The following is a 25,068-nucleotide window of genomic DNA, read 5'->3' as shown; positions in this document are numbered from 1 at the left end:
AGCGTCTCGCTAGGATTTGCCCGGCATCGGAGCAACGGGTGATCAGGAGCAGCAGCACATCGTGAGCAGCGACGACGACGTACGCGACGAAGGTACGGGCGCAGGCGAAGGCGACGGCGAAGGCGCAGGCATGGGCGCAGGCGCCGGGGCGGACGCGGAGCGGTCCGGACCGAGGCCGGGCGACGAGGTGGCCGGCGAAGCCGACGAGGTGTCGGGGGCGGCCGGTGAGGCAGGGGCGGCCGGTGAGGCCGGGGACGGTCGGGGAACCGGCGAAGTGTGGGACGTGGTCGTGGTCGGGGCCGGCCCGGCCGGATCGTCCGCGGCGTACGCGGCGGCCAAGGCGGGGCGCAGCGTCCTGCTGCTGGAGAAGGCCGAACTGCCCCGCTACAAGACCTGCGGCGGCGGCATCATCGGCCCCTCGCGCGACGCCCTGCCGCCGGGCTTCGTCCTGCCCTTCAAGGACCGTATCCACGCGGTGACCTTCTCGCTGGACGGGAGGCTGACCCGGACCCGGCGCTCGAAGCAGATGCTGTTCGGGCTCATCAACCGGCCCGAGTTCGACGCCGCGTTGGTCGCCGAGGCCGAGAAGGCGGGGGCGTCGGTGCGTACGGGTACCGCCGTGGCGCGCGTGGAGCAGCACGGGTCCGCGGTGCCCGACCGGCGCACGGTGGCCGTGGTGCTGGCCGACGGGGAGACCGTACTGGCCCGCGCGGTCGTCGGCGCGGACGGCAGCGCGAGCCGGATCGGCGCGCACGTCGGCGTGGAGATGGAGCAGGTGGACCTCGGCCTGGAGGCGGAGATCCCTGTCCCGGAGACGGTCGCGGAGGACTGGAAGGGGCGGGTGCTGATCGACTGGGGCCCGCTGCCCGGAAGTTACGGGTGGGTCTTCCCCAAGGGGGACACCCTCACGGTCGGGGTCATCTCGGCCAAGGGCGAAGGCGCCGCGACCAAGCGCTACTTGGACGACTTCATCGCCCGGCTCGGCCTCGCGGGTTTCGAACCGGCCGTCTCCTCTGGGCACTTGACCCGCTGCCGCAAGCCCGATTCGCCGCTCTCGCGCGGCCGGGTCCTGGTCGCGGGTGACGCGGCCGGGCTGCTGGAGCCGTGGACGCGGGAGGGCATCTCCTTCGCGCTGCGCTCGGGGCGGCTGGCGGGGGAGTGGGCGGCGAAGATCTCCGAGGCGCAGGACGCGGTGGACGCGCGACGCCAGGCCCTGAACTACGCCTTCGCGGTGAAGGCCGGGCTGGGTGTGGAGATGGGCGTCGGGCAGCGGATGCTGACCGTGTTCGAGGCCAAGCCGGGTCTGTTGCACGCGGCGATCACGGGCTTCCGCCCGGCGTGGCGGGCCTTCGCGCGGATCACGCGCGGCTCCACGACGCTGGCGGACCTGGTACGGACGCACCCGCTCGCGCGGCGGGGGCTGCAGGCACTGGACGCGAGGCAGGCGGCGGCCCGCGGAGGCGGCCGGGGCTAGGGTCCGTCGTCGAATTCCCGCCGTCGCCCGGAGGGCGGCCCCGCGACGCCGGGCACGCGGGCCCGTCTGCCGGGATCGGGATGGGCCCGTGGCCTCCCTTCCGGGCCTCCGGGCCTCCAGGCCTCCCGGGCCCCGGCCCGTCGGGCAGGCCGACCGGCGTGCCCGCCGGTCGGCGCCGGCGGCCGGGTGCTACGGGCTGCCGCCGGCGAGCAGGGATTCCGCGACCGAGGTGCGCGCGTAGAGCACGGAGCGCCCCGCTCGGTGGGCGCTGACCAGGCCCGCGTCGCGCAACGCCGTCAGGTACTGGGACACCCCGGACGGGGAGAGGCCCGTACGGCGGGCCAGTTCGGTGGTGGAGGCGGGCGTCTCCAGTTCGGCCAGCAGTCGGGTGCGTGAGCGGCCGAGGACCGCTGCGACGGCCTCGGTCCTGGTGGCGGTACGGGGTTCCCAGAGCGCGCCGATGCCGCGCGCCGGGTAGGCCAGCTGTGGCGGCTCCGGCGGGGTCACCCGGGTGAACGGGCCCCGCGCGGTGAAGACCGAGGGAATCAGCACCAGCCCGGCGCCCGCCGCCTTCCGGGACAGCTCCCGCTGCCGCCAGGCCAGCCGGAGCGCGTTGTCGTCCCAGCTCAGCGAAGGGTGCAGCCCGTCCAGCAGGCGGCCGGGACCCTGCTCGGCGACCTGGCGGGCCCGATGGAAGACATCGGCGTCGAGCACGGCCCGGATCCGCGCCCAGTACGGGGCGAGTGCCAGCTCCCAGTAGGTTTCGATCTCTTCCACGATCCGCTGCCGACGGGCCTGCGGCTCGGCGTACAGACCCCGTAGCCGGGGACCCAGGCACCCCTGCTCCTCCCGCAGGCGGTCGAGGTCCCGGCGTACGCGGGCGTCGGGAGCGGCCAGGATCCCGGCCAGCTCCTCCGCCAGGGTGGGGGCCGGGCCGGTGGGCGACGGGTTGAGGAAGTCGGGCACGTAACCCGAGGGCGGTATCAGCTCGGCGAGCAGGCCCCGGTCCAGTCCGGCAGCGGCGACCCGCGGTCGCACCTGCTCGATCCAGGGCCGGTGGACGGGGTGCGCGGAGCCGGAAGCGAGCAGTCGGAAACTGGGGCCGACCTCCCACATCGGCGAGACGGCGAACCGCATCTGCGCCAGGTCACTCGTCGAGAACGCCAGCTCCGCCGCCACGGCCACCCCGAGGATTCACGCATGCCCGAATCAATTGCCGCCAGCCTAGGCGAAGGAGACCATCCCGGGCATGACCTCAAAGACGATCACCGCAGCGGCATCGGGTAGTTGGACGCTCGGAGACTTGAAGATCAACCGGATCGGCTTCGGCGCGATGCGCCTGCCGCAGACGGGGGAGGCGCTCATCGCCGACGCCGTACCACGTGACCGGGATCAGGCGATCGGCGTGCTGCGCCGCGCCGTCGAGCTCGGGGTGAACCACATCGACACCGCCGCGTTTTACTTCTCGCCGCTGCGCTCGGCCAACGAACTGATCAACCGGGCACTGACCCCCTACCCCGACGACCTCGTCATCACCACCAAGGTCGGCCCCGGTCGCGGTCCCTCGGGTCAGTGGCTGCCGCACGCCACTCCCGAACAGCTGCGCGGCCAGGTCGAGGAGAACCTTCGCCAGCTCGGTCGCGACCACCTCGACGTGGTGAACCTGCGCACGGTCGGCACCGACTCGATCGCCGAGCGCTTCGGCGCCCTCGCGCGGCTGCGCGAGGCGGGACTCATCCGCCACCTGGGTCTTTCCAACATCCACCCCCACCAACTCGCCGAGGCCCGGTCCATCGCGCCGGTGGTCTGCGTCCAGAACCCGTACGGCATCGGCGTACGGCCCGAACACGACGCGTTCGTACGCGGCTGCGGTGAACAGGGAATCGCGTACGTGCCGTTCTACGCGATCGCCGGCACGGGGCGTACGGTCGGCGCGAGCGGGGCCGAGCCCGCGGAGGTACTGGCCGTGGCCCGGGAGCGCGGGGTGAGCGCTGCTCAGGTCAGACTGGCGTGGACGCTGCACCGCGGACCGCACGTGCTGGCCATCCCTGGGACCGGTGACCCGGACCACTTGGCCGCCAACGTGGCCGCGGGCGCCTTGCGCCTGTCCGAGGACGAGCTGGCCGTGCTGGAAGTCCTCCACCGCGCGGGGGTCACTTCGACACCGTGATGCGGAAGACCGGGTGGTCGTCGGCGGCGGCCTGGAGCTCCGCGTCGGAGGACTTCGCCGTCACGCCCTGGAAGTACTGGTTGACCTCCCAGCCCCACTTCTCCAGGTAGGTCCGCAGGATGGCGACCTTCTCCGTCGGGTCGGTGATCTCGGTCGCGGTGAAGGTCCGCAGCTTGCGGCCCACGCGCAGTTCGCCGCCGCCCGCGACCCGCATGTTGCGGACCCACTGGGAGTGGCCGCGGGCCGAGACCAGGTACTGGGCTCCCTCATACGTGTGCGGGTTGACCGGGATCCGCTGCATCGCGCCGGACTTGCGGCCGCGGACCGACATCTCGGCGGTGCCGGCCAGGCTGATGCCGAGGCGCGCCAGCTTGCCGATGAGGGCGTTGAGGCGGGTGGCGACCGGGCCGGCCTGGAAGTAGTACGGGGTGGGCGTGCTGCTCATGGTGACCTCCGGGTCTTCTCGCGTTTTGGAGAGCACTGCTCTCGCTTGAGACCAGTGTGCACGGATCGGCGCTCCAAAGCAAGAGCAGTGCTCTCGAAATGGAGCGGGGATCCGATTCTTGGGCAGTGCTCCGCCTGCGTGGCAGACTGGCCCGCATGAACACCGTGCGAGGGGCCAGGGAACGGGCCCGCATCGAGGTCACCGCCGCCATCAAGGACGAGGCGCGCCGTCGGCTCGCGGACGAGGGCGCCGCCAAACTCTCCCTGCGCGCGGTCGCCCGCGAGCTGGGCATGGTCTCCTCCGCCCTCTACCGCTACTTCCCCAGCCGCGACGATCTGCTCACCGCGCTCATCGTCGACGCGTATGACAGCCTCGGCGCCGCCGCCGAGCAGGCCGACGCCCACGCCCTCGCCGCCGGCGCCCCGCCCCGCGCCCGCTGGGTCGCGGTCTGCGAAGCCGTCCGGGCGTGGGGGCTGGAGCGCCCGCACGAGTACGCCCTCATCTACGGCTCCCCGGTGCCCGGTTACAGTGCCCCCGTGGACACCATCGGGCCCGCCTCCCGGGTCGGAAACACCCTCATCGGGATTGCCCGGGCCGCCCACGAGGGCCGCGGTCTCGCCCTGCCGCCGCTGCCCGCGACCCTGCGTGCCGAGGCCGAACGGATGACCGCCGAGTTCGCCACCGGACTGCCGCCGGAGGTCTCCGCCGCCCTGGTCGCCGCCTGGGCGCAGCTCGCCGGTCTCGTCTCCTTCGAGCTGTTCGGCCAGTTCAACCGGGTCGTCGAGGACCGGGACGCCTTCTTCACGCATGCCGCGGGCCGGCTCGCCCACGAGGTGGGGCTGCCCGCGGTGTGACGCGGTGACCGCCCGTTCGTTCTTCTGTTCCTCGTATGAATGCGGGCGGTTCCGGCCTGAAGAGGGGGCTGCCCGGCTAGTGTTCCTCGGGCCGCCCACCCCTTGCCGCCGCCGGAGGAACGTTCATGCCCCGCGCCGTGAAGGCCCTCTTCGCCATCGTCGTCACCGCGTTACTCGCCGCGCCGGCGCCGGTCGTCACCGCGTCGGCGCGCGACACGCCTCCGACCGAGGTCGCCCAGGCCACGGCCGCCTCGCCCCGGATATCGGGCGTGCGGGGCCTGGAGATCGCCGTCCCCGCCTACGTCTGGGCGGACGACCGCGTGCTCACCGACCTCGCGGCCACCCGCCCGGCCCCCTCGGTGGTCGTCCTCAACCCGGGCAACGGCGACGCCCCGTTCGACGCGCCGTGGCGGTCCCGCGCCGACGCCCTGCGCCGCGCCACCACGGCGACCGGCGAGAAGACCAAGGTGCTCGGCTACGTCCACACCGACCACGGCAACCGCGACATCGCCGCCGTGAAGGCCTCCGTCGACAACTACCTCAGACCCGCCGACGGCGACGGCCGCCTCCACGTCGACGGCATCTTCTTCGACGTGGTCAGCCGCGACTGCGGCCCCGGCAACGCGACCCGCGACCACTACGCGGAGCTGCGCCGTTACGTGCAGGCCGTCATGGACGCCGTCGACCCGTCCGTCCCCGAACTCGTCGTCGACAACCCGGGCACCGCCATCGCCGACTGCTACCTGGAACCGGGCCACCGGACCGCCGACGTCTTCGTCACGTACGAGGACACCTACGCCGCCTACACCGGCGGCGGGTGGCTCGGGGGGAACGTCTTCGACCCGGTGGGCGGGTACCGCGCCGGGGCCGAACTCGACCCGAGCGGCACGGCGTTCTGGCACCTCGTCCACGAGGTCCCGGACGCGACCGCGATGCGTACCGCCCTCCAGACGGCCTTCACCCGCGGCGCGGGCTACGCGTACGCGACGGACCGGACCATGCCCAACCCCTGGAACGCGGCGCCCGCCTGGCCGTACCGCGCGCAGACCGCCTACGCCGCCACGCTCGGGGATTGACCCGGTGACCCGGTGACCCGATGACCTGGTGACCCGCCGGTTCCCGGCCGGGGGCCGGCCGGTCCCCGATCAGATGCCGGCCGTCTCGCCCCACAGCCGGGTCAGCGACAGGTCACCCGTGACGCCCGGGCCCGCCAGCGGGAGACGGTTCCAGAGGGCCGCGTACAGCCAGGACGCGGTGCCCGTCACCTCGCAGTCGGCCGGCTCCTCCGTGGTGCCGCGGACCGTGCGGGCCGGCTCCGCGGACAGGTGGACGGTCCACGACGCGCCCGTGTCGGCCGCCCGGATCCGCAGCACCTTGGGCTCCGCGGTACGGACCCGGCTGCGCGGGCGGGCGTGGAAGCCCGTCAGCAGCTCGTCCACCCCGTCCTCCGCGAACCGCGCCTCCACCGGCGAGTACGCCACGCCGAGCGCCGACTCCGCGTCCAGCCGGTGCACCGAGGTCTCGTGGGCCTGCCGCCGGGCCCAGAACGCCAGCGGAGAGGGCGCGGCCGTCGGGAGGAAGGTCCAGCACTGGACGTCGGCCGGCGCCTCGGTCAGCGTGCGCACCAGCGTGGCGTGCCCCTCCCGGAACCACCTCAGCAATTCGGCGCCCGCCAGCTCGGGGGCATCGGGGAACCCGACCGGTTCCAACTGCCCCTCCGCGACGTATCCGGCCGCCCAGCGGTGCACGGCCCCCGTGTGCCGCAGCAGATCGGCCACGTGCCACCCCGGACAGGTGGGCACCGCGACCTCGGTACCGGCCCGTTCGGCCACGTCGGCGAGCAGTTCGCCCTCCCGCGCGACCGTCTTCACGTATTCGATGATCTCCATACCGGGAGTCTCGCAGCCGAAGCCGACAATGGAGCCATGGACGGGGAACTCTTCCCGCGCGAGCGGGCCGTGATCGCTCCCGGTGCCGTGCACGTGCCGGACTGGTTGGGGGCGGGCCGTCAGCGCGAGCTGCTCGACGCCTGCCGGGAGTGGGCGCGCCCGCCCGCCGGCCTGCGCACCGTACGGACCCCCGGTGGCGGGGTGATGACCGCCCGGCAGGTGTGTCTCGGGCTGCACTGGTACCCGTACGGATACGCGCGTACCGCCGTCGACGGGGACGGGGCGCCCGTCAAGCCCATGCCGCACTGGCTGGCCGGGCTGGGGCGGGAAGCTCTCGAAGCCGCCTACGGGCGGGTGCCGGGCCCCGAGGTGGTCTACGACATCGCCCTGGTCAACTTCTACGAGGGCGACTCCCGCATGGGCATGCACCGCGACGCCGAGGAGAGGTCCGGGGCTCCGGTGGTCTCGCTCAGCCTCGGCGACAGCTGCGTCTTCCGCTTCGGCAACACCGCCTCGCGCGGCCGCCCGTACCGGGACGTCGAGCTGCGCAGCGGGGATCTCTTCGTCTTCGGGGATTCGAGCCGTCTGGCCTACCACGGCGTGCCGAAGGTCCTGCCGGGCACGGGCCCGCACGGGCTCGGCCTGACCGGCAGGCTGAACATCACCCTCCGCGTCGGCGGCCTCGGCCCGAGCCTGACGTAGGGGCGGCGTCCGGCGCCCTCCGATCATGCGAGGATCGTTGCCATGAACGGCAACGGGGCCCCGGCGGGGGTGGGGGATGCGAGGGATGTGACCACGGTGTCCACGTCCGCACGGACCAAGCTGGAGCGCGGCCGCGGGGCGCTGGGCCCGGCGCTGGAGCTGGTCCACACCGGCCGAGCCCCCACGCGCGCCGTCCTGACCGCCGAGCTCGGCGTCACCCGGGCCACCGCCGGGGCCGTCGCCGCGGAACTGGAGGCGCTCGGGCTGATCCGCGTCGACTCCCGGCCCGGCGGCGCGGGCGGCGGCGGCACCCAGGGCCGCCCCTCGCACCGGCTCGCGGTCGCGGAGGACGGGCCCGTCGCGCTCGCCGCCCAGGTGCACCCGGACGGCTTCCGCGCGGCCCTGGTCGGGCTCGGGGGCCGCATCGTCGCCACCGCCCCCGGCAAGATCACCGTCTCCGCCGACCCTGCGCAGGTGCTCGGCGCGGTGGTCGACGCGGGCGCGCGACTGCTGGAGGAGAGCGGCCGCCGCTGCATCGGCGCCGGACTCGCGGTGCCCTCGGCCGTCGCCGAGCCGGAGGGCACGGCGCTGAACCCGCTGCACCTGGCCTGGCCGCCCGGTTCTCCCGTACGGTCCGTCTTCGCGCGGTGCGTGAAGGCGGCCGGCATCGACGGCCCCGCCCTGACCGGCAACGACGTCAACCTCGCCGCACTGGCCGAGCACCGGCACGGTGCGGGGCGCAGCGCCCAGCACCTGCTGTGCGTGGCCACCGGGCACCGCGGTGTCGGTGGGGCGCTGGTGCTGGACGGGCGCCTGCACAGCGGGAGTTCGGGCCTGGCCCTGGAGGTCGGCCACCTCACCGTGAACCCGGAAGGGCGGGCCTGCCACTGCGGCAGCCGCGGCTGCCTGGACGTGGAGGCCGACCCGCTGGCCTTCCTCACCGCGGCGGGGCGCACGCCCGGCCCGGAGGTGTCGCTGCTCCAGCAGGCCCGTGACCTGCTGCGCGACGAGCCCGGCGAGGCGGGGGTGCGGGCCGCCACCGAGGAGCTGATCGACCGGCTCGGCCTCGGCCTCGCGGGCCTGGTCAACATCCTGAACCCGGACCGCATCATCCTCGGCGGCCTGCACCGCGAACTGCTCAACGCCGACCCGGACCGGCTGCGCGCGGTCGTCGCCGACCGCAGCCTGTGGGGCCGCAGCGGGGGAGTCCCGATCCTGCCGTGCACCCTCGACCACAACAGCCTGGTCGGCGCGGCGGAACTGGCGTGGCAGCCGGTGCTCGACGACCCGCTGGGAGCCTTGGCCTAGAGGCGGCCGGCAGCGGTGTCCCGGGGCGGGTGTTCCGGGGCGGTGCCCGGGGCCGAGTGCCCGGGGCCGAGTGCGGGGGTGTCGCGGCGGGGCGTTACCCGGGCCCGGTGCCGACCGAGGCCGCCACCGGCAGGGCTGCCGGTACGGTTCCGGGGTCCGCGGCGAGGGACACCGCTCGCGAAGGCTCTCGTACGGGCATGGTCTTGATCCGCCTCGGCTGCGACGGAGCCTGCGGTGCGGGCGCCGCCCGCAGGGAGAACCACACCGCTTTGCCCGGGCCGTCGGGCCGGTGCCGCGCCCCCCAGGCCTCGCTGACCGCCGCCACGAGCGCGAGCCCGCGCCCGCAGGTCTCCAGCGCCTCCGGTGGCTGCGGTGTCGGCGGGAGGGTATCGCGGAGCACCGGGAGCCGCGGATCGCTGTCGATGACCGAAACCGTCAGGCGCCCGAGGCGCAGTTCGATCTCCACCGTGCAGGTCTTGTCCGGCTGCGCGTGGCGATGGACGTTGCTGAGCAGTTCCGTCACGCCGAGCGCAGCCCGGTCTATGAGCGGATCGAGCTGCCAGTGGCGCAGCTGCGCGGAGACGATCCTGCGGATTTGGCCGATCCGCGACGGCAAGGCCTGCAGTTCGACGACGCAGTGCCTGCGGGAATGACTGATCACGGCTGCGACTCCCCGACATGAGTGTTACGGGTGCTGCACCCTCGGTAATGCTCCACCAGGGTCACCCACGGTGCGCCACAGTGCAACCGAACGCGTCCGAAAGCGATCCGCATGGAAACCCAAAGCGACTGTTTGCGCAGGTGAGCGAGGTACATTGCGAAAGCACAGGGCATGAGATACGGGCACGAAGGAGCACGGCGCATGAGCACCACCGGCACAACCGGCGCAGCCGCCAAGACCGCCACGAGCGGAGCCACCGTCACGACCGCCACGACCGTCGACGTGGACCACAGCGACGCCGAGTACCGCGCGTGGCTGAAGGAAGCCGTTCGCAAGGTCCAGGCGGACGCCAATCGTTCGGCGGACACGCATCTGCTGCGCTTCCCGCTCCCCGAGGCGTGGGGCATCGACCTCTACCTCAAGGACGAGTCCACGCACCCCACGGGCTCGCTCAAGCACCGCCTCGCGCGCTCGCTGTTCCTCTACGCCCTCTGCAACGGCTGGGTCCGCCCCGGCCGTCCGGTCATCGAGGCCTCCTCGGGCTCGACCGCCGTCTCCGAGGCGTACTTCGCGAAGCTCATCGGCGTCCCGTTCATCGCGGTCATGCCGCGGACCACCAGCCCGGAGAAGTGCCGGCTCATCGAATTCCACGGCGGTGAATGCCACTTCGTGGACGACTCGATGAAGATGTACGAGGAGTCGGCCGAGCTGGCCGCCCGTACGGGCGGCCACTACATGGACCAGTTCACGTACGCGGAGCGGGCCACCGACTGGCGAGGCAACAACAACATCGCAGAATCGATTTACCAGCAGCTGCGCCTGGAGCCGTTCCCCGAACCGGCCTGGATCGTCGCGACCGCCGGTACCGGCGGCACCTCCGCGACGATCGCGCGCTACGTGCACTACATGCAGTACGACACCCGGATCTGTGTCCCCGACCCGGAGAACTCCTGTTTCTTCGACGGCTGGACGAACAACGACCCGCACGCGACCAGCGACTGCGGCTCGCGCATCGAGGGCATCGGGCGGCCCCGGATGGAGCCGAGCTTCGTACCGGGCGCCATCGACCGGATGATGAAGGTCCCGGACGCGGCGAGCGTCGCCGCCTGCCGTGCGCTGGAGCAGGCGATCGGCCGCAAGGCGGGCGGCTCCACCGGTACCGGCCTGTGGAGCGCTCTGAAGATCGTCTCCGAGATGGTGGCCGAGGGCCGCAAGGGCAGCGTGGTCACCCTGCTCTGCGACTCGGGCGACCGCTACCTGGACAAGTACTACTCCGACCAGTGGCTGGCGGAACAGGGCCTCGACCTGGCCCCGTACGCGAAGACCATCGACACGCTCCTGACGACGGGCACCTGGCGCGAGCCGACGGCCTGAGCCGGCCGGCGGCCACGAAGGCGGCGCTGTGACAGGGCGGTGACGAAATCGCCCTGTCCGCAAGGGACTTGTCCGGCTACGCTCGGCGAACTCGGCACGGGGCGATGGGGGAGCCATGGCGGGCATCGAGTACAACAGACCGGAGCGGGACGCGCGGACGCAGGCCCAGACCGGTCGTGCGGCGGGTCGTAGGGACGGGCGTGCGGACCGGGGCGAGGTCGAGGGCGCGGCCGGGAGGCCCGACGAGAGTCCTGACGGGGGCGGGGGCGCGCGCCGGCTGGAGTGTCCGAGTTGTCGCCGGTCCGACCAGGTCCGGGCCGTCCCCGCCGTGTGCATCAGCGGGCACCGCCGGTTCGCCGAGACCGGCTCCGGCGAAACCGAGCAGCGCACCGAGACCCGGGAGGTCGTCCCGCGCCTGGCGGACGCCCTCGCGGTGGCCCCGCCACCGCCGGTGACCGGTGGCCGGACCGCCCTGGGCGTGCTGCTCGTCATGGTGTCGATCGGTACGTTCATCGGCGGTGCGACCGGCGGGAACTGGTTCGCGGACGCCCCGAAGGCGGACCACGGCTCGCTCCAGCTATGGGGAGGTGCCACCTGGGCGGACCCGCCCGAGCCCGAGGCCGAACTCCTGTTCCTCGGCTGGATCTCCGCGTTCGCCCTGGTGGGGGCGGTGCTGCTCTTCCGGTCGGCCGTGCGGATCCAGCGCGCGTTCCGGACGCGGATGGCCGCCGGGCGGGAAGCGGCCGAAGAGGTCTGGGCCCGGGGATGGTGCTGTGAGCGGTGCGCGGTCGTCCACTTCGGCGGCGGTCCGGCGCTGACCCTCCAGGAGTTCCGTACGCGGGTGTGGGACGCGGGTGGCTACGGGGACCTGGCCCAGGTGCACAGGGTCTAGCGGCGACCGGCCGGGACGCGCGGCAGGGCCCGGCTCCCGGCTACTGACCGGCCGCGCGCCGGGCGGTCAGGCGGGTGTCAAGGGCGCGGACCGCCTGGCGGAAGGAGTGGCCCAGGCCCGGGCGGGCGAGGGTGAGGGCGAAGCGGAAGGCGGCCGGTCCGTCCGCGGCGAAGGTCCAGCGGACATGGGTGCCGGTCCCGCGCGGAGTCAGCCGCCACTCCTCCAACAGGGCCTGGAGGCCGGGGGCATTGGTGGTGTCGACCCGGTACGCGTAACGCTGCCCGGGATCCGCGGCCATGATCGTCTCCTCGAAGCGGACGCCGCCCATCAGCTTGACCTCGCGGCCCGCGCCCCCGTGCGTGGGGCGGGCCAGGGTCACCGCCTTGAACCAGCGGGGCCAGCCCTCCACTTCCTCGGCGAGGGCCCGGTACACGTCCTCGGGCGCCGCGGAGACCTGCGCGGCGAAGACCAGCCGGACCGGCGCGTCCTCGATGAAGTCCAGCCCCACCGGGCGGAGTCGGCGAGCCATGGCGGTACCCCCTGGGGTGAGATCACTGTCATGCGAGGCGACACCATAGCCGCCTCTCGCGCAGAAGTCCGCACGAAGTTCCCACGGACCGGGCTGATGTGAGCGGGGTGCTGGCAAGCCGCGCCGCCGGGCGGGATGCTGGAGCCCCCCGAGAACGGAGGCCGCGGTGCCGGACACGCCCCTTCCACAGCCGCCCGTTGGCCGGGGCGACAGTGAGGCAGACGATCCCGGCCGGTGCCGGTGCCGGTGCCAGGGACCGGCCGAGTGCGCGGGCGGTGGTCACGGTGGCAGTCCGGTCTCCGGCCGGGCCGGGTTGCCGCCTGCCGGGGCGGGCGGAGGGCGGGGCGGCGATCCGGCCGGGAATCCGGTTCCCGGTCCGGGCGGGAGCCGGGGCGGCGCAGACGCCGGGGTGGCCGCGCCGGTCCCGGCCCCGCCCGTGCTCGCGTTGGAGCTCCTCGTGCACGGTGTGGCCGGAGCCGCCCCCGGTGAGTTGCTCGGTGACCCGCGTACCGTGCGGGTCACCGGAGACTCCACCGCCGCCGTGTTCCGCCGTACCGAGGACGCCGACGCCGAGGCGCACCCGGAGCGGTGCGCCGGGCGCCCCGTCCCCGAGGCCTACTGCTGGTCCCGGCTCACCTCCGGCAACGGCGCCCGTGCGCTGTGGCTGCTGCTCCTGCCCTTCATGGTGGCCAACCTCGCGCACTGGGCCCGCCCCGCCGGCACCACCGGCACCACGCCGCGCGCGGTGCGGACGTACGGGGTCCTCGTACGGGTCCTCGCGCTCAGCCTGACCGTGCTGCTGATCGCGGCCGCCTGCGAGGTCGCGCTCGACCTGTTCGCCTGGCAGTGCGCGGGAACCGCATCGTGTGCGGGGTCCCGCTTCTCCTGGCTGGGCTTCCTCGCACCCGGCGGCGGCTGGTGGGCCGAGCCCGGCCGCCGCCTCGCGCTCGGGGCGCTGGTACCGGCCGCCCTGACCGGGTTGCTCTGGTACCTGTCGAACCGCACCTGGAGCGCCTACGAGTCCCAGCCGCCGCCCGCCGGAGCGGCCGACCCGGACACCGCCTCGGACACGGTCCCCGCGCTCGGCCGGCCCGGATTCTGGTACGGGCGCCGCCTCGTGGCCCGGTTGCGCGCCGCGCACACCGCCGCCGGACTCCTCACCGTGGCGGTGGCCGTCTCCGTGCCCACGGCCCGCCACGACCGCGGGGCGGCCGGAGCACCGGTACTGGAAGCGGTCGGCTGGGTCACCCAGGGGCTGCTCGCCGCCGCGGCCGCGGCCGTGGCCTGGGTCGTCTGCCGGCGCGGCCGCACCGAGGACCGGGCCGACCACCACCTCGACCGGGCCGCTGTCACCCTGCTGCCCGGAGCGGCCCTCGCGCTGCTGGTCACCGTCCTCGTGCACGCCGGCTGGGCGCGCCCCGGCTGGACCTCTGCCGGGCGGCTCCCCGGGGACCTGGCCTTCGGGGTGCTGATGCTGGGCCAGGGCGGCTGCGTGCTCGCGCTCGCCGCCGTCGCCCGGCACCTGTACCGCCCGGCCCCCGATCCGGCCACCGCGCTGGGCGGCCTCGGCGGGCCTGCCGTCGGCATGCTGGGCTGCGCCCTCGGCGGGGTGATGTCGGGCGGCGTAGCCCAGCGCGTCGCCGACTGGCTGGACGGCGACGCCGTCCCCGGGACGCCCGGGGCCCCGCTGCCCGGGCCGCCCGTGCTGCTGTCCTGGCAGGCCGCCGTACTACCGCCGCTGCTCCTCGTACTGGCCCTGCTCGCCGTCTGGTTCACGGTGCGCGGGATCCGCGAACGGCGCACCCTGGCCGCCGGCATCGCCGCCGAATACCCGGGGGAGATCCCGGACGGGCCCCGCAGCCGCCGGATCGCGGGGGCGCGGGCCGCCGCAGCGCTCACCGACTCCGCGCCCTGGTTCGTCGGGGCCGTATCCGGGATCACCCTGCTGCTCGGCGCCGGAGCCCTCGCCGGGGCATGGATCGGCGGCCGGGTCCCCTACGAGGCTGCGCGCGGCAGTGGCCCGCTGCTGGAGGGCGCCGCCCGCGCCGCGCAGGACGCCGGGTCCTGGCTCATCGGCTTCGGCTTCGTCCTCTTCGTGACCTGGGGCCGGCGCGCCTACCGGGACCCGTCCGCCCGCCGCACGATAGGGATCCTGTGGGACGTCGGCACCTTCTGGCCGCGCGCGGCCCATCCCTTCGCCCCGCCCTGCTACGCCGAGCGCGCCGTCCCCGACCTGACCTGGCGGATGACCGGCTGGACGGGCCGCACCGGCGGACGCCTCGTCATCTCCGGCCACTCCCAGGGCAGCGTCCTCGCCGCGGCGGCCGTCTGGCAGCTCCCGCCGCACGTCCGCCGCCGGGTGGCCCTGCTCACCTACGGATCCCCGCTCGCCCGCCTCTACGGCCGCTGGTTCCCCGCCTACTTCGGCCCGGGGCCGCTCACCGCGCTCCACGGCGACCTCGACTGCTGGCGCAACCTCTGGCGGGCCACCGACCCCATCGGCGGCCCCGCGCTCCCCGGAGCGGGCCAGGACGTGGACCACGGCCCGCTCGCCGACCCCGTCGCCTACGGCCGCAGCGCCAGGCACCCGCTGCCCGCGCCGATCCTCGGCCACTCCGACTACCAGGCCGACCCGGCCTTCGCCACCGAACGCGCCGCGCTGCTCGCCCGGCTCGACGAGGCCCAGCGGGCCGAAGTGCCCGCCCAGAGGCCAGGTGTCAGCAAGGAGCCGGCAGAGCGGGCAGATCCGCCGGGAACAGCAGGGTGAGCTCGTCCGTACTCGGCTCCGACAGCTGCGCCACCCGCCCCGCGTGCCGCTCGACCATCGACTCGAAGGTCTGGCGCGCGGTGCGGCCGTTGCCGAACGCCGGGCCCTTGGGCAGCTCCGTGAAGTACGTCAGCAGCGCCTCGGACGTGCCCTCGCCGAGCCGGTACTCGTGCTCCTCCGCCTGCTGCTCCACGATCCGCAGCAGCTCGTCCGGCCCGTAGTCGCCGAAGGTGATCGTCCGCGAGAACCGCGAGGCGACTCCCGGGTTCACCGCCAGGAAGCGGTCCATCTCCGCCGTGTACCCGGCGACGATCACCACCACCGCGTCCCGGTGGTCCTCCATCAGCTTGACCAGGGTGTCGATCGCCTCGCGCCCGAAGTCCCGGCCCGAGTCCTCCGGGGCCAGCGCGTACGCCTCGTCGATGAACAGCACCCCGCCGCGCGCCCGGTCGAAGGCCTCCTGCGTACGGATCGCGGTGGAGCCGATGTGCTCGCCGACCAGGTCCACCCGGGACACCTCGACGAGGTGGCCGCGCTCCAGCACCCCGAGGGAGGCGAGGATCTCTCCGTAGAGCCGGGCCACCGTGGTCTTGCCGGTGCCGGGGGAGCCGGTGAAGACCAGGTGCCTGCGCACGGAGGCCGCCTTGAGGCCCGCCTGCTGCCGCCGCCGGCCCACCTCGATCATGTCGGTGAGCGCGCGCACCTCGCGCTTGACGCTGTCCAGGCCCACCAGCGCGTCGAGTTGCCCCAGCGCCTCGCCCGAACCCCGCGCGGCCGCCGCGGGCCCGCCGTCCGGTTCGTGCGCCGGGCGCGGCACGGGCACCGCCGTCGCCGGTACGTCGCCGCGCGCCGCCGTGACCGTACGGATCCCCGCACGCTCCCGGGCGAACGTGCCACCGGAACCGGACTGGGCGGCCGGCCTCGTCCCCGACTCGTCGCTGGTGCAGTCCTCGGCGACCGGTCCGTCCTCCGCGAACTCGTAGCCCCCGCGCGCGCAGCGCTCGGTGTGGCAGCGGGTCAGCGTGGTGCGGCAGCCGTCGATGACGTGGAAACCGAAACCGGAACTTCCCTCCACCCGGCAGGCCGTGAACGTGCCGCGACCACCCGCCGACACGTAGAACCCGGCCTCGGCGGGAGAGGTGACCGCGCACCGCTCCAGGGTGGGATCCGCCCCCTTGGTGACGATCACCCCGGTCTGCACGGAGTCGAAGGTGCAGTTGGCGAGGGTGCCGCCGCTGCCGTGGTCGCGGAACCACGCGCCCGTCCCGGCATCTCGGATCCGGCAGTCGTCGAGCTGGGCGGCGGCCCCGTCGCTCACCGAGACGGCGGTGTTGCGCACCTGTGAGAGATCGCTGTCGACCACGTCCACCCGCGAGCCCCGGTCCAGGACGAACAGCGCGTCCGGTACGTCGCGCACCCGACAGGAGTCGAGGGAGGCGGTGGCCCCGTCGCTGATCCACACGGCCGGGTAGTCGCCCGTGCTGTCGTGGATCTCGCAGGCCTCGGCATCGACCCTGGTCCCCGGATCCCACACCGACAGGCCGTTGCGGCCGAACCGGCGGACCGTGGTGCGGCTGAGCGTGAGCACCGAACGGGACCGCAGATCGACCGCGTTCTCCGGGATGTCGTGGATGTCGCAGCCAGCCAGGGTGAGCACGGCGTCGGTGTCGAGGGTGACCCCGTCGGCGGAGGTGCGGTGCACCGAGCAGTCGGTGAGCCGGGCCGCGGCCCGCGCGGCGATCTGCACACCGGCGCCCTTGATCTCGTACACCTCGCAGCCCAGTGCCTCCAGGCCCGAACCCTCGCCCGTGATGCCGATGCCCGCGCCCGTGGCGTGGTGGATCCGGCAGCGCTCCAGCCGGGGCCGGCCGCCGCCGCGCACCGAGACGCCGGTCTGCCCGGCGGCCACGACCTCGCACTCCTCGAAGACCCCGCCGCCACCGTCCAGTACGGCGATCCCGACGCCCGCCGGATTCTCCACCGTGCACCGCCGCACCAGCGGCCGGGCCCCGGAGCCGCGCACCTCGATGCCGGCCGCCGAGCGGGTGCTGACCCGCAGATCGGTGAGCTCGGGCGAGCCGTCCTCGACCAGCAGCGCGGGCGCCGCCCGGTCCTGGCCCTCCAGGTGCAGGTCCTGCACCACGGCCGAGGCGCGCACGGTCAGCGCGACCCCGTCGGGCGGGGCGATCCGCACCGACCCCAGCCCACCCTCGGGACCGCGCAGGGTCACCGCGTGCTCCAGCACCAGGTTCTCCCGGTAGGTGCCGGGGGAGATGGAGAGCACGTCCCCGTCGCCCGCTACGGCGAGCGCGGCGGCCAGCGTCGGATACTCGCCGGAGCGGCGCCGCCACCGCGAAGTCCCGCCGTGCGTCACCTGGACCGTGCCCTGAGCCATGGTGCTGTCGTGCCCCCGCCCTCGTACTCGCCGATGCCGATGCCATCGATCTGGTCCGGCAGCCCCACCGTAGCGCGCGCGGCGCCGCTGAGTGGCCAGGTCAACTGCCCGCGCCCGCCCGGCCCCAGTCCGGACCGGCGGCCGCCCAGGCGCGGTCCAGACGTATGTACCGCCGATGCATGAGCCTGCGTACGACCAGCCGGCGCACCGTTTCCACCAGTGCGGCCGCACCGATCGCGATGGCCAGGCCCGCCACCCCCGCGTGCAGGGCGGCGAAGGACGGATCGAGCGGCTGCCCCACGAGCCGGCCGCGCGCATCGGTCCAGATCCGGAACCGGTCGCCGGGCCGCGGCGGTTCCTCCGCGGCCGGCACCGTGCCCTGGTGGCGGCTGCCGTCGGGCGCGGTCCACGAGGCCACGATCTGCGTCCGCTGCGGGGCCGTGCGCTGCGCCGACGGGTCCGCGGAAGAGCCCGAGGCCGGCTCGGGGGCCGGCCGGAGCACGACCGCCGCCACGAGATGCCGCTCCTGCCGCTGCTCGTGCGCGGCCCGCTGCAAGGTCCCGTCGACCTTGAGACCCGCGACCCAGCCGAGCGCCGGAGCCACCACGAGGAGGCACACCAGCGCGGCGAACGCCACCCACGCCTCGAAGAGATCCGTCGGACGCCGCAGCGGATTGCGCCGCCAGCGCCACACACCCATTGCCGTCCACACGGTTTGGCTCCCCCTGCCCCGCGAGCTTCGCCTGCCTGCGCGTACAAGCCTCCCGCACCCCTCGGAAACGCGCATTCCGGGACGCGCGAGACATGTGTCACCCGATCCGGTGCCATCCCCGTGCCGGCTGCCCACCTGTCTCGACTGATCCAACGGCGTGGTCGGGCCGGTTGGTTCCAGTCGGGGCAAGGCTCCCCCCGAAGGTGTCATTCCGGGGGGTCTGAGCGGGTCATTCGAGGATGCGGACCTCGTCGCCGACGCGCACGGTCCCGAGCCGCACCGGCACCAGCTGCCGCCCGAAGGCCAGCGACTTGCCGATCCGCCGGTGCCGGGCGAGGGTCTTCAGCGGTTCCTTGCCCCGCTCCGCGGTCCGCTGGTCGGTGGTGGTCACGATGCACCGGCCGCATTCGCGGACCCCGCGGAACTCGGCGTCGCCGATCGCAAGGCGCCGCCAGCCGTCCTCGGCCCACGCCTCCTCCGCCCCCGCGACCACCACATTGGGGCGGAAACGGTTCATCGGCAGCGGACCCTCCTCGGGGTGGTCGCCCCGCGCGATCAGCGCGTTGAGCGCCTCCAGCGAGGCGAGCGTGGTGAGCAGCAGCGGATAGGCGTCGGCCAGGCTCACCGTCTCGCCCGGCAGCGCGTACTCCGGGTCCACGGGCCGGCGTACGGCCGGATCGTCCATGTACGCGAGCCGCACCGGTATCCCGAGGTACTCGCCGAACCAGGCGGCCGCGGCGTCGGCCGCGATCACCGTCTCGATCTTCTGCCCGAACAGGACGACCGGTTCCAGCGGCCCCGGTCCGGGCACCTCCACCACCAGCTCCGCCATGCCCGGCGCCGACACCGCGATCCGTCCGCCGCCCACCGGACGGGCCGACGCCAACGCCAGCCGCGGCTGCTGGCGTTGGGTGATGACCATGCCCTCGGTGTCGATCAGCGCCCACCGCCGGTCTCCGGACAGACCCCACGGCTCCACGGCCACCGCGTCGGGAGCGGTCCCCGCTACCGATTTGACGGGATGGACGTGGAGCGCATGGACGTGCAAGTTCGACATGGAGGCATATTGCCGGCCCTGTCGGGTGTCCATGCAACTGTCACGGGGTCGGTCAGTAGCCGCGCCCCTGGTAGGCGCGGCCGTACGGGTCCTCGTACGAGGCACCCTGGACCGGCGCGGGCACCTGAACCGGAACCTGCATCGGGCGCGGCGCGGCCGGGCGCATGGCCTCGTAACCGGTGGCCGCGGCGACCGGGCGGGGCGGCTGCAACTGGGGCTGCGGCACGAATCCGGCGCGGGCGCCGACCGGCTGCTGCTGCGGGATGTACGGCGCGGGCGCGTTCTGCAGCGGCATCGGCTGCGGGGCGGCCTGCTGCTGGTACGGGTACCCGTACGCGGGCGCCTGCTGCTGGGACGTCGCCGGGGGGAGCGCGGCCGGCAGGGCGGGCAGCGCGGAGGCGAGGGCCGGGAGGTACCCACCGCTCGAATACCCGGAACTCGGGGAGTCGTAGGCGGCCGGAACGCGGATCGGAGCGATCTGCGGAGTGCCGCGTTCGGCGACGAGGGAGTCGTAGATGGGGGTGTCCGGGAAAGAGGGCGCGGAGTAGTAACCGCCGCCATAAGTGGAGCGGGGGGAGGTCATGGGTCATAAGTTAAGCCCACGACTTCACCGGGTCCATAGCGAGGTGTCACCAACACCGCCCTGACCTGCATATTCGCAGGTCAGAGCCTCACCTTTCACTTGAAGTTCACGTGCACGATTCGCCACGTCCGCACCGCCTTGTCCCACTCGTCCTCACCGGTTGTGTGGTGCACCGATTTGCTGCTGACGGAGCGTCACACCTCGGTGACCTCGGATGACGTTGGTTTTGGCCATAGTTCGTAGGCGATTCCCTGTTTCAGGCGTCGCTGGGGCGGGCATAGGTACGGCCCTTCCAGGCCGCTCCGCGTCCCCGGTAGTGCTGGACGGCCGAGTCGACGGTCATCAGCAGGTACAGGAACGCGGTGAACGGGAGCAGCGGCGCGAGCACGGCCGGCTGGCGGTAGTAGCGGAGCATCGGCAGGTAGGTGCCCGCCATCAGCAGCCAGGACAGACCACCGGCCCAGGCGACGGCCGGGTGTCCGGTCGCGAGCCCCGCGAGGAGGGCGGCCGGCGGCACGAGGTAGACGAGCACCAGCCCCGCGACGGTGCCGGCCAGCAGCAGCGGCCGGTGGCGGAGCTGCGCGTACGCGCTGCGCGAGACCATCCGCCACAGGTCGCCGAGCACGGGGTACGGGCGCACGCTGTCCACCCGCTCCGCCAGCCCGAGCCAGATCCGCCCACCCGAGCGCTGCACGGTGCGCGCGAGGGACACGTCGTCGATGACCGCCTGCCGGATGGAGTCGGGCACCCCGGCCCTCACGGCGGCTTCGGTGCGCAGCAGGACGCAGCCGCCGGCCGCCGCCGCGGTGCGGGCGGCCGGGCGGTTGATCCGGCGGAACGGGTAGAGCTGGGCGAAGAAGTAGACGAACGCCGGTACGACGAGCCGCTCCCAGAAGCTCACCACGCGCAGCCGGGCCATCTGGGAGACGAGGTCGAGATCGGCGGAGGTCGCGGCGGCGACCAGCTCGCGGAGGCTGTCGGGCTCGTGCGCGATGTCGGCGTCGGTGAGCAGCAGGTATTCGGGTTCGGCGGGATGCGCGGTGCGGGCGTGCGCGATGCCGTGGCGCAGCGCCCAGAGCTTGCCCGTCCAGCCGGGGGCGGGCTCGCCGGGCGAGACGACCGTGAGCGGCAACCCGGGCTGCTCGCGCGCCAGCCCCAGCGCGAGGGCGGCCGTTCCGTCCGTACTGCCGTCGTCCACCAGCACCACCTCGGCCTCGCCGGGATAGTCCTGGGCGATCAGCGACGGCAGGGTTCGGGGGAGCACCTCGGCCTCGTCCCGAGCGGGCACGACGATCGCCACGGACGGCCAGCGGGCGGGGGCGGTGCGGGGTTCCGGGAGCCGGACGTCGGTACGCCAGAACATGCCCTGGGCGAGCGTGAGCCAGAGCCAGGCGGCGAGGGAGACGAAGGTCGCGGCGGTGGCGGCGGTGGCGCCGCCGGCGGCGGTGAGGAGGCCCATGGCGGCAGTGTGCCGGGCCCTGCGGGGCGTGTCGCGGACCTGCGCGCCGTGGCGGTGGTGGTGCCGGGAAAACCGGGTCGTCCGTGATCACTTGCCCTGCCACCCTGGGCGGATGGACATGGACCCGGTGGACCAGGCGAGACGTCTCGCCGCAGACCTCTTCCCCGACGCGCTCGCCGTGATCCTCGCCGGATCGACGGCGACCGGGCGCGCCACCGCCTCCAGCGACCTGGACATCGCCGTGCTGGTGCCGGACGGCGGGGAGACGTACCGGGAGACGATCCGGTTCGAGGGGCGGCTGGTGGAGCTCTTCGTCCACACCCGTGCCGGACGCGAGGAGCTCTTCGCGGCGGACGTCGCCGCGCGGCGCGGGGTGCTGCAGAGCATGTACGCCTCCGGGCGCGTCCTGGTCGACGTGGACGGGGAGGCCGGGCGGGGCCGGGAGTCGGCCGAGGCTGACCTCCGGGAGGGACCGCCGGCGCTGGACCCGGAGACGGTCGAAACGAAGAGGTACGGGCTGACGGACGCGCTGGACGACCTCGCGGACGCGGGGGACCGGGTGGAGCGGCTCGCGGTGGCGGCGGTCGTGCTCGGCGGCGCCGCCGAACTGCTCCTGGACCACCACCGGGCGTGGACCGGGGGCGGCAAGTGGCTGCCGCGGCGCCTGCGGGCGGCGGACGCGCGGCGCGGGGGCGCGCTGCTGGAGGGGCACCTCCACCTGTGCGAGTCCGGGGACCCGGCGCCGATGCTCGCGGCAGCCGCGGAGATCCTCGCCCTGACGGGCGGGCCCCTGCGCGAGGGCTACCGCCGCACCTGGCGGAGTCCTGCCGAGGCCGCCGTGCCTGACCGGCGGTGAGGCCGGGGCGTTTGCGTGTCCCTGCGGGGCTCGGTGGTGTCCCGGTGGGTGTGGGCCCGTGGGCGGCAGCGTGTGGTCGGGGCGGTGCCGTGTCCCTGCGGGGCTGGGTGGTGTGCGGGGGTGTCCCGGTGGGTGTGGGCTTGTGGGCGGCAGCGCGTGGTTGGGGCGGTGCCGTGTCCCTGCGGGGCTCGGTGGTGTGCGGGGGTGTCCCGACGGGCGTGGCCTCCGGGCGGCAGCGCGTGGTCGGGGCGGTGCCCCGGCGGAGTGTCTCCTCGTCCTCGCGCGTGCGGGCAGTGCTTTGACGGGTGGGGGTGGTTGCGCGCTCGTCCTGCGGGGACACTCCGCCGTGTCCCCGCCCCGGCGGCACGGCCCGATGGGTCCGCCGGGGCCGGCTTCGAGGGTGCGGGCGCCGCGGCCGAGGGGCGTGGGGGCGGGCCGGGGTGTCCCCGCAGGACGAGCGCGCAACCACCCTGCACGGCCGGGCGGTGCCCGCAGGCGCGAGGACGAGGAGACACCCCGGCGCGGCCCCGCGGACCGACCGGCTCGACCCGGCCCGGCCGAAGCGAGCCTCGTACCCCGGAGCCCCGCAGGGAACCGGCCCGGCCGAAGGGAGCCGGACTGCGCTGGGCCCCGCAAGGTACCGCCCCGTACCGCCGAGCCCCGCAGGGAACCGGCCCCGCAGGGAACCGGCCCCGCAGGGAACCGGCCGGGGGAATGCTTGGCCCTCGGTCGGGTAGGCGCGGGGTATGTCCGGTCACGTTCACCTCATCGACAGCACGCTTTCCCTGCTCGCCCACGGCTACGCATGGGCCCCCGACCTGCGCCGGGCCCATGACGGTGCGCCGCTGGTGCACACCCGGCTCATGGGGCGGCACGCAGTGCTCCTGCACGGCCCAGACGCCGTCGCCCTCTTCTACGACGAAGGCCGGATCCAGCGGCACGACGCCCTGCCGCCGCAGGTGGTCGACACCCTCTTCGGCAGGGGAGCGGTGCACACCCTGGACGGAGCACGGCACCGGGGGCGCAAACAGATGCTGGTCTCGCAGCTCATGGCACCGGACGGCATCGGCGGCCTCACGGCGCGGGTCGAGAACGGCTGGCGCGAGGCCGCCGCGGGCTGGGAGGACCGCAGCGTGGTGCTCTTCGACGAGGTGGCCGCCCTGCTCGCGGGGGCCGTGTGCGACTGGGCGGGGCTGCCGGTCCCGGACGACGCGGCCCGTGAGATCGCCGAGGACTGCGTGGCCATGGTGGACGGCTTCGCCACCGCGGGCCCCCGGCACGTCCGCGCCCGCCGCGCCCGGCAGCGCCAGGAACAGGGCCTGATGGCCGCCGTCGACCGCATCCGCGCGGAGGCGGAGAGGGAGGACCGCCGTCCGGCCGCCTCGGGGACGGTGGCGCAGACCGTCGCCCTGCACCGTGAGGCGGACGGCACCCTGCTCGTGCCCCACACGGCGGCCGTGGAGCTCCTCAACATCATCCGCCCGACCGTCGCCGTCACCTGGTACGTCACCTTCGCCGCGCACGCGCTGCACCGCCACCCCGCCCAGCGTGACCACCTGCGCACGGACGGCCCCGGTTATGCGCTCGCCTTCGCGCAGGAGGTCCGCCGTTTCTACCCCTTCGTGCCCTTCATCGGTGGTCTGGCCGCCCAGGACCTCTCCTACGCCGGTGATCGGATCCCGGCCGGGACCCTGGTCCTCCTCGACGTGTACGGGCAGCACCACGACCCCGAGCTGTGGGAACGGCCGTACCACTTCGACCCCGCGCGTTTCCTGGGCCACGAGCCCGGCCGCGGCGAGCTCATACCGCAAGGTGGCGGTGATGCCCGGACCGGCCACCGGTGCCCCGGCGAGGACATCACCCTCGCGCTGCTCGGCACGCTGTCGCCGGCGCTGGCCCGCCTGGACCTCGCGGTACCGCAGCAGGACCTGTCCATCCCGCTGAGCCGGATCCCCACCCGGCCCCGCAGCGGCTTCGTGATGGGCGTCGAATCCCGGCCGGAGCGTCACCACGGCCGCCAGATGGTCGGCGGCGGACGCCGCTGACCGGCGTCAGCTCGCGGTGGAGCGGGATCCCGCCGCGGCGGGCGACTCGTCGAGGGTGAAGAGGCCACCGTCCGGATCGCACACCGTCACGCGCTCACCGCCGGGCCATCCGGCGGCGTCCGGGACGATCGTGCCGCCGTTCTCGACGACCGCCCGCTGCGCCTCCTTCAGGTCCGGGACCTTGAAGTGGACCAGCCAGCGGGGTCTCAGCAGCGGTTTGTCGGCGGACGCCTCGACCGGGCCGCTGTTCAAGCGCGTGACCGCGTGGCCCCCGCGTCGCAGGACCACCTGGTCCTCCTCGTAGGAGACCTCGCAGCAATCCGCGTGCTCGTTCTCCTCGTCGGTCTCGTCCGCGTCCTCGTGCGCGACCCACTCCAGGACCTCGCCGTAGAAGACGGCCGCGTCGAAGGCGTTCCGGGTGTGCAGTTCCACCCATGCGGGTGCCCCGCCCTCACCCGCGCGCCAGCCGGAGAGGGGCTCGCCCTCCCAGACGCCGAAGGCGGCACCCTCGGGGTCGGTGGCGAGGGCCGCCCGTCCGCGCGGCGGATAGGACACGGGCCCCACCCCGACCGTGCCCCCGCGCTCGCGGATGCCGGCCACGGCGGCGTCGGCGTCGTTGACGGCGAAGTACACCGTCCATGCCACGGGCGCGGCCAGTTCCCCGGCCATCGCCCCGATGCCCGCCACGGCCACGCCGTCCCGCTCGGCCACCGAGGAGGCCCGCCCGAAGACACCCCGCCGGAAGGTCCAGCCCAGGACTGCCCCGTAGAAGCGCTCCGCAGCCTGAAGGTCGCGTGCCATCAGGCTCAGCCAGCACGGCGCACCCGGCACATCCGCTGCCACCAGCACCATGGCAGCCTCCTCTCGTCCCGCTCGTCCCGCGCTTCCGGAATTGC

The 25,068-nt window shown here is 74.2% G+C and carries 22 protein-coding genes; 11 read left to right on the top strand and 11 right to left on the bottom strand.

Annotated features, from left to right (window positions below):
* Positions 1-16 precede the first annotated feature (16 nt).
* Positions 17-1,474 carry a geranylgeranyl reductase family protein gene (locus ACIQ5Y_RS12770; protein ID WP_403878972.1) on the top strand — a complete coding sequence of 486 codons (1,458 nt, stop codon included), beginning with the start codon at positions 17-19 and terminating at the stop codon, positions 1,472-1,474.
* 189 nt (positions 1,475-1,663) lie between these two features.
* Here ACIQ5Y_RS12770 and ACIQ5Y_RS12765 read toward each other — a convergent pair whose 3' ends face one another.
* On the bottom strand, positions 1,664-2,611 hold the full coding sequence (locus ACIQ5Y_RS12765) for a DUF5937 family protein (RefSeq protein ID WP_403879229.1): 948 nt from the start codon (positions 2,609-2,611) through the stop codon (positions 1,664-1,666).
* Between the two features lie 112 nt (positions 2,612-2,723).
* On the opposite strand from ACIQ5Y_RS12765, the gene ACIQ5Y_RS12760 reads away from it, so the two are divergent.
* Positions 2,724-3,644 carry an oxidoreductase gene (locus ACIQ5Y_RS12760; protein ID WP_403878970.1) on the top strand — a complete coding sequence of 307 codons (921 nt, stop codon included), beginning with the start codon at positions 2,724-2,726 and terminating at the stop codon, positions 3,642-3,644.
* Here the strand turns inward: ACIQ5Y_RS12760 and ACIQ5Y_RS12755 are convergent.
* The gene (locus ACIQ5Y_RS12755) at positions 3,628-4,089 is read right to left on the bottom strand and encodes a nitroreductase/quinone reductase family protein (RefSeq protein ID WP_403878968.1); all 462 of its coding nucleotides are present in this window, start codon (positions 4,087-4,089) and stop codon (positions 3,628-3,630) included. The genes ACIQ5Y_RS12760 and ACIQ5Y_RS12755 overlap by 17 nt on opposite strands.
* A 155-nt stretch (positions 4,090-4,244) precedes the next feature.
* On the opposite strand from ACIQ5Y_RS12755, the gene ACIQ5Y_RS12750 reads away from it, so the two are divergent.
* Positions 4,245-4,943: a TetR/AcrR family transcriptional regulator gene (locus ACIQ5Y_RS12750; RefSeq protein WP_403878966.1), complete on the top strand. Its 699-nt coding sequence runs from the start codon at positions 4,245-4,247 to the stop codon at positions 4,941-4,943.
* Positions 4,944-5,068: 125 nt separating this feature from the next.
* On the top strand, positions 5,069-6,019 hold the full coding sequence (locus tag ACIQ5Y_RS12745) for a spherulation-specific family 4 protein (protein WP_403878964.1): 951 nt from the start codon (positions 5,069-5,071) through the stop codon (positions 6,017-6,019).
* 69 nt (positions 6,020-6,088) lie between these two features.
* On the opposite strand, the gene ACIQ5Y_RS12740 is transcribed toward ACIQ5Y_RS12745, so the two are convergent.
* Positions 6,089-6,832, bottom strand: coding sequence for a maleylpyruvate isomerase family mycothiol-dependent enzyme (locus tag ACIQ5Y_RS12740; protein WP_403878961.1), 744 nt, complete (start codon positions 6,830-6,832; stop codon positions 6,089-6,091).
* A 36-nt stretch (positions 6,833-6,868) separates the two neighbouring features.
* Between ACIQ5Y_RS12740 and ACIQ5Y_RS12735 the strand changes: the two genes are divergently transcribed.
* Positions 6,869-7,534: an alpha-ketoglutarate-dependent dioxygenase AlkB family protein gene (locus ACIQ5Y_RS12735; RefSeq protein ID WP_403878958.1), complete on the top strand. Its 666-nt coding sequence runs from the start codon at positions 6,869-6,871 to the stop codon at positions 7,532-7,534.
* 42 nt (positions 7,535-7,576) lie between these two features.
* A complete protein-coding gene (locus ACIQ5Y_RS12730) occupies positions 7,577-8,842 on the top strand; it encodes an ROK family protein (protein ID WP_403878955.1) in 1,266 nt (421 codons plus the stop codon).
* A 94-nt stretch (positions 8,843-8,936) separates the two neighbouring features.
* Here the strand turns inward: ACIQ5Y_RS12730 and ACIQ5Y_RS12725 are convergent, their stop codons facing one another.
* A complete protein-coding gene (locus tag ACIQ5Y_RS12725) occupies positions 8,937-9,503 on the bottom strand; it encodes an ATP-binding protein (RefSeq protein ID WP_403878952.1) in 567 nt (188 codons plus the stop codon).
* Between the two features lie 201 nt (positions 9,504-9,704).
* On the opposite strand from ACIQ5Y_RS12725, the gene ACIQ5Y_RS12720 reads away from it, so the two are divergent.
* Complete coding sequence (locus ACIQ5Y_RS12720) at positions 9,705-10,877, top strand: PLP-dependent cysteine synthase family protein (protein ID WP_403878949.1); 1,173 nt, start codon at positions 9,705-9,707, stop codon at positions 10,875-10,877.
* Positions 10,878-10,992: 115 nt separating this feature from the next.
* The gene (locus tag ACIQ5Y_RS12715) at positions 10,993-11,769 is read left to right on the top strand and encodes a hypothetical protein (protein ID WP_403878946.1); all 777 of its coding nucleotides are present in this window, start codon (positions 10,993-10,995) and stop codon (positions 11,767-11,769) included.
* Between the two features lie 40 nt (positions 11,770-11,809).
* Here the strand turns inward: ACIQ5Y_RS12715 and ACIQ5Y_RS12710 are convergent, their stop codons facing one another.
* Positions 11,810-12,298, bottom strand: a complete 489-nt coding sequence (locus ACIQ5Y_RS12710) for an SRPBCC family protein (RefSeq protein ID WP_403878943.1) — start codon at positions 12,296-12,298, stop codon at positions 11,810-11,812.
* Positions 12,299-12,707: 409 nt separating this feature from the next.
* Between ACIQ5Y_RS12710 and ACIQ5Y_RS12705 the strand changes: the two genes are divergently transcribed.
* Positions 12,708-15,065 (top strand): hypothetical protein, encoded by a 2,358-nt coding sequence (locus ACIQ5Y_RS12705; RefSeq protein ID WP_403878941.1) that lies wholly within the window; start codon positions 12,708-12,710, stop codon positions 15,063-15,065.
* Here the strand turns inward: ACIQ5Y_RS12705 and ACIQ5Y_RS12700 are convergent.
* The 5 genes from ACIQ5Y_RS12700 to ACIQ5Y_RS12680 form a co-directional block, all read right to left on the bottom strand.
* A complete protein-coding gene (locus tag ACIQ5Y_RS12700) occupies positions 15,016-17,460 on the bottom strand; it encodes a right-handed parallel beta-helix repeat-containing protein (RefSeq protein WP_403878938.1) in 2,445 nt (814 codons plus the stop codon). The genes ACIQ5Y_RS12705 and ACIQ5Y_RS12700 overlap by 50 nt on opposite strands.
* A gap of 100 nt (positions 17,461-17,560) precedes the next feature.
* Positions 17,561-18,172 carry a hypothetical protein gene (locus ACIQ5Y_RS12695; RefSeq protein WP_403878935.1) on the bottom strand — a complete coding sequence of 204 codons (612 nt, stop codon included), beginning with the start codon at positions 18,170-18,172 and terminating at the stop codon, positions 17,561-17,563.
* A 229-nt stretch (positions 18,173-18,401) separates the two neighbouring features.
* Positions 18,402-19,229: an MOSC domain-containing protein gene (locus tag ACIQ5Y_RS12690; RefSeq protein ID WP_403878932.1), complete on the bottom strand. Its 828-nt coding sequence runs from the start codon at positions 19,227-19,229 to the stop codon at positions 18,402-18,404.
* 52 nt (positions 19,230-19,281) lie between these two features.
* On the bottom strand, positions 19,282-19,812 hold the full coding sequence (locus tag ACIQ5Y_RS12685; RefSeq protein WP_403878929.1) for a DUF6643 family protein: 531 nt from the start codon (positions 19,810-19,812) through the stop codon (positions 19,282-19,284).
* Between the two features lie 256 nt (positions 19,813-20,068).
* Positions 20,069-21,271 carry a glycosyltransferase gene (locus ACIQ5Y_RS12680; protein WP_403878926.1) on the bottom strand — a complete coding sequence of 401 codons (1,203 nt, stop codon included), beginning with the start codon at positions 21,269-21,271 and terminating at the stop codon, positions 20,069-20,071.
* A 112-nt stretch (positions 21,272-21,383) separates the two neighbouring features.
* On the opposite strand from ACIQ5Y_RS12680, the gene ACIQ5Y_RS12675 reads away from it, so the two are divergent.
* Together ACIQ5Y_RS12675 and ACIQ5Y_RS12670 are read left to right on the top strand one after the other, a co-directional pair.
* Complete coding sequence (locus ACIQ5Y_RS12675; RefSeq protein WP_403878923.1) at positions 21,384-22,127, top strand: nucleotidyltransferase domain-containing protein; 744 nt, start codon at positions 21,384-21,386, stop codon at positions 22,125-22,127.
* Positions 22,128-22,873: 746 nt separating this feature from the next.
* Positions 22,874-24,172, top strand: coding sequence for a cytochrome P450 (locus tag ACIQ5Y_RS12670; RefSeq protein ID WP_403878920.1), 1,299 nt, complete (start codon positions 22,874-22,876; stop codon positions 24,170-24,172).
* Positions 24,173-24,178: 6 nt separating this feature from the next.
* Here the strand turns inward: ACIQ5Y_RS12670 and ACIQ5Y_RS12665 are convergent, their stop codons facing one another.
* Positions 24,179-25,024, bottom strand: a complete 846-nt coding sequence (locus ACIQ5Y_RS12665; protein ID WP_403878917.1) for a VOC family protein — start codon at positions 25,022-25,024, stop codon at positions 24,179-24,181.
* Between the last annotated feature and the right edge of the window lie 44 nt (positions 25,025-25,068).

This window comes from Streptomyces sp. NPDC096339 (genome assembly GCF_044762985.1).
GTDB lineage: Bacteria > Actinomycetota > Actinomycetes > Streptomycetales > Streptomycetaceae > Streptomyces.
Note: the sequence above shows the minus strand (reverse complement) of the source record. Positions and strands in the feature narration are given on the sequence as shown.

Bases quoted from the DNA above. Each gene is read 5' to 3' on its own strand.
- ACIQ5Y_RS12680 (WP_403878926.1), bottom strand. From the start codon at position 21,271: ATGGGCCTCCTCACCGCCGCCGGCGGCGCCACCGCCGCCACCGCCGCG.
- ACIQ5Y_RS12755 (WP_403878968.1), bottom strand. From the start codon at position 4,089: ATGAGCAGCACGCCCACCCCGTACTACTTCCAGGCCGGCCCGGTCGCC.
- ACIQ5Y_RS12665 (WP_403878917.1), bottom strand. From the start codon at position 25,024: ATGGTGCTGGTGGCAGCGGATGTGCCGGGTGCGCCGTGCTGGCTGAGC.
- ACIQ5Y_RS12765 (WP_403879229.1), bottom strand. From the start codon at position 2,611: ATGCGGTTCGCCGTCTCGCCGATGTGGGAGGTCGGCCCCAGTTTCCGA.
- ACIQ5Y_RS12690 (WP_403878932.1), bottom strand. From the start codon at position 19,229: ATGTCGAACTTGCACGTCCATGCGCTCCACGTCCATCCCGTCAAATCG.
- ACIQ5Y_RS12675 (WP_403878923.1), top strand. From the start codon at position 21,384: ATGGACATGGACCCGGTGGACCAGGCGAGACGTCTCGCCGCAGACCTC.
- ACIQ5Y_RS12740 (WP_403878961.1), bottom strand. From the start codon at position 6,832: ATGGAGATCATCGAATACGTGAAGACGGTCGCGCGGGAGGGCGAACTG.
- ACIQ5Y_RS12750 (WP_403878966.1), top strand. From the start codon at position 4,245: ATGAACACCGTGCGAGGGGCCAGGGAACGGGCCCGCATCGAGGTCACC.
- ACIQ5Y_RS12745 (WP_403878964.1), top strand. From the start codon at position 5,069: ATGCCCCGCGCCGTGAAGGCCCTCTTCGCCATCGTCGTCACCGCGTTA.
- ACIQ5Y_RS12700 (WP_403878938.1), bottom strand. From the start codon at position 17,460: ATGGCTCAGGGCACGGTCCAGGTGACGCACGGCGGGACTTCGCGGTGG.
- ACIQ5Y_RS12685 (WP_403878929.1), bottom strand. From the start codon at position 19,812: ATGACCTCCCCCCGCTCCACTTATGGCGGCGGTTACTACTCCGCGCCC.
- ACIQ5Y_RS12760 (WP_403878970.1), top strand. From the start codon at position 2,724: ATGACCTCAAAGACGATCACCGCAGCGGCATCGGGTAGTTGGACGCTC.
- ACIQ5Y_RS12670 (WP_403878920.1), top strand. From the start codon at position 22,874: ATGTCCGGTCACGTTCACCTCATCGACAGCACGCTTTCCCTGCTCGCC.
- ACIQ5Y_RS12715 (WP_403878946.1), top strand. From the start codon at position 10,993: ATGGCGGGCATCGAGTACAACAGACCGGAGCGGGACGCGCGGACGCAG.
- ACIQ5Y_RS12720 (WP_403878949.1), top strand. From the start codon at position 9,705: ATGAGCACCACCGGCACAACCGGCGCAGCCGCCAAGACCGCCACGAGC.
- ACIQ5Y_RS12710 (WP_403878943.1), bottom strand. From the start codon at position 12,298: ATGGCTCGCCGACTCCGCCCGGTGGGGCTGGACTTCATCGAGGACGCG.
- ACIQ5Y_RS12730 (WP_403878955.1), top strand. From the start codon at position 7,577: ATGAACGGCAACGGGGCCCCGGCGGGGGTGGGGGATGCGAGGGATGTG.
- ACIQ5Y_RS12735 (WP_403878958.1), top strand. From the start codon at position 6,869: ATGGACGGGGAACTCTTCCCGCGCGAGCGGGCCGTGATCGCTCCCGGT.